Source organism: Nonomuraea deserti, assembly GCF_004348685.1.
In the GTDB taxonomy this organism is placed as follows: domain Bacteria; phylum Actinomycetota; class Actinomycetes; order Streptosporangiales; family Streptosporangiaceae; genus Nonomuraea; species Nonomuraea deserti.
In genome coordinates, this window is record NZ_SMKO01000389.1 from 1 (window position 1) to 1,963 (window position 1,963).

Annotated in this window: 2 protein-coding genes; both read left to right on the plus strand. The window is 68.9% G+C overall.

Annotation, left to right across the window (positions count from 1 at the left end):
- Nucleotides 1-308 (plus strand): hypothetical protein (locus tag E1292_RS52120; RefSeq protein ID WP_220447472.1); only part of this gene is annotated, 308 nt, incomplete at its 5' end.
- Nucleotides 309-957: 649 nt separating this feature from the next.
- Nucleotides 958-1,644 (plus strand): maleylpyruvate isomerase family mycothiol-dependent enzyme, encoded by a 687-nt coding sequence (locus E1292_RS50210; protein ID WP_132606847.1) that lies wholly within the window; start codon nucleotides 958-960, stop codon nucleotides 1,642-1,644.
- Nucleotides 1,645-1,963 lie beyond the last annotated feature (319 nt).

Consider the following 1,963-nt stretch of genomic DNA (forward strand, 5'->3'; position numbering starts at 1 on the left):
TCCGTGCCTTGCTCACCGGCAGCGTGACCGCACACCAGGCGCAGACGGTGGGGATCGCGGTCGACGGCCGGCTGCTCCAGGTACGGGCGACGGACTCGGGCATCGAGGTGAGCCCGCATGAGGGCGGAGATCTCGATGCCGTCCTACGCGCCGAGGCCTCGATTGTTCTCGGGCTGGCGGCGGGTGCGCTCACCCTCGACGATGTCCGTGAGCTCGTCGAGATCGAAGGCGATGAAGCTGCCGTACGAGTCCTTTTCAAGGAGAGCGGCCGGAATGCGGAGGTAAGGGATCGCGGGCCGGCGTTATAGCTGCTCGAGACGGTGAACTGGGCCGATAGCGGGTGCCCACATCGTCCACACGCCGCTGGATCCGGCCTGGGGCCCGGCCGCCGCCCTGGACGACACCCAGGTGAAGCAGGCGCCGGGTCAGGCCGTTGCCTGCGAGGTTGACTCCTGAGCAGCGGGCCGTGGCCGTGGTCCAGGCCGCCGGGGTGCGCAAGGCCAAGAAGACGAGGGTCGTTCAGGTGCTGCGAGCGATGCCTGGTTATGGTCCGGCGCAGGTCGCCGCGTTGATGGCGAATCTGCGGGGTCGAGATGGCGACGGGTCGGCGGCCCGGAGCAGGCGCAGCGCGAGAGGCTGCTCTGCGCTTGCGCAGTAGCTGAGGATCCTGGTTGCAGGACCTGGTCCTGCAGACGCTGTCGTAGCTCGGCTTGCTCGGGCGTGAGCGGATCGTCCGGGCGTCGGATACGGGCTCCCAAAACGGGGTTACCGCTGACCAGGGTCGCGCAGCGGCCCGGAAGCTGCCCTCGTGGACGGGCAGGGAGAAGTTGTAGCGGCCCAGGAGGTTCAGCCACTCAAGCCGGGCGGGGCGAGACAGTTATCGAGTGCCGGAGCAGGAAACGTTCGCCCCGTTCGTGGAGTGAGTTCCGCGTAACTGGTGGGCTGTATCTTGGCGCCGTGGATTACCTGGGTGTTCTTCGGCGCGAACTGGATGCGTTCGGTGCCGTACTGGATGGTGATTTGTCGGCTCCGGTCGAGCACTGCGGTGGTTGGAAGCTGGCGGATCTGGCCGCGCACATGGGAGCGGGGAACCTGTGGGTCGTCGCGGCGGTGCGGGAGGGGCACGGCGACAGCTACGACGAGGGTGCCGCGCCCCGTGACCGGGTTGGCCTCAAGGCCTGGTACGCCGAAACGGCGGACGCACTCGTGCAGGCCCTGTCGGTCGATCCCTCGACCGGGGCGTGGACGTTCTTCCCGCCACACACGGTCGGGTTCTGGCGTCGGCGCCGCAGCCAGGAGACACTGATGCACCGATGGGATGGCGAGCACGCGCTCGGCTCGGCGACGCCGATGGATCCGGTGCTCGCCGCCGACGGTGTCGCCGAGGTCTTTGACACCATGGCGCCCCGCATGATCTCAAGGGGGGCCGCCGCCTATCCCGAGCAGGCCGTGCGGATCACCGCCACCGACTCTGACCGCTGCTGGACCTATGGGGCCGGTGAGCCGATCGCGGAGGTCTCGGGCACTGCCGAAGACGTGCTGCTGATGTTGTGGGGACGCAAGCCGCGAGACACGGGATCGGTGACCTGGGCTGGGGATCGTGCGGCGGGGTTGGGCGTGCTGGCCGGGCCGCTCGTCCCATGACTTGGGATCAGGCGAAGTCACCCTGCTGATGACCTCGTGCAGGCGGTAATCGGCGCGTACGGCGGGATCACCTGATTGCGGCGCCCGCGACGAGGCGCCGCGGTCCGCGGCGCGACCGGGATGGTGATCGCGCTGGGTGCCGCCCCGACCGGGGCGGCACCCAGGCGATACATGCGGGCGAAACAGGCGACGGGTCAGGCCGTTGCCTGCTCCCGCCTCCACTGCTGATCGGCCCAGGCGGGATCCAGCGGGGTGCAGGCGATGTGGTTGGTGTAGTTCGACAGCGTCTTCATGCCGACGCCGAGCACGATGTCCAGCA